The organism is Pseudoalteromonas sp. G5_S1_14_S5, from assembly GCF_054968605.1.
In genome coordinates, this window is sequence record NZ_JBQKUM010000238.1 from 1 (window position 1) to 408 (window position 408).

The window sequence follows — 408 nt, forward strand, 5'->3', positions numbered from 1 at the left end:
CACATCCATTTGTCTGTCACACGTGGTGGTTTATGTAAGAAGACTGGTCTATGGAAGCCCATTTTCTTTAAAGCTAAGACCACTGAGAAGTGTTGGCGCGGTGCCATCACTCAACTTCTCACTTTCCATTACGCAGAGTTAGACTTGAGTGGAGAAGATTGCCCTTATATTCGCAATAAACAAGATTGGTCCCGATTTTTAACCAGCCAATACTGAAGTCGATGGAAGCTACACTTTGCAAAGAAAACAGCCAACGTGACCCCCACCATAAGTTACCTCGGCCGATACCTAAAACGCCCACCTATATCGGCGTCACGTTTACGACATGACTTCCGGGGGAGGCTTGGTGACGTTTGATACCTCAACCATAGGAATGGTCAGACGGAATTCCCTATTTTGAGCCCGGAG

General features: G+C 46.8%; 1 pseudogene. It reads left to right on the forward strand.

What is annotated here, in order from left to right:
* Positions 1–408: pseudogene (locus ACTRWI_RS22715) on the forward strand (transposase); the annotation flags it as partial.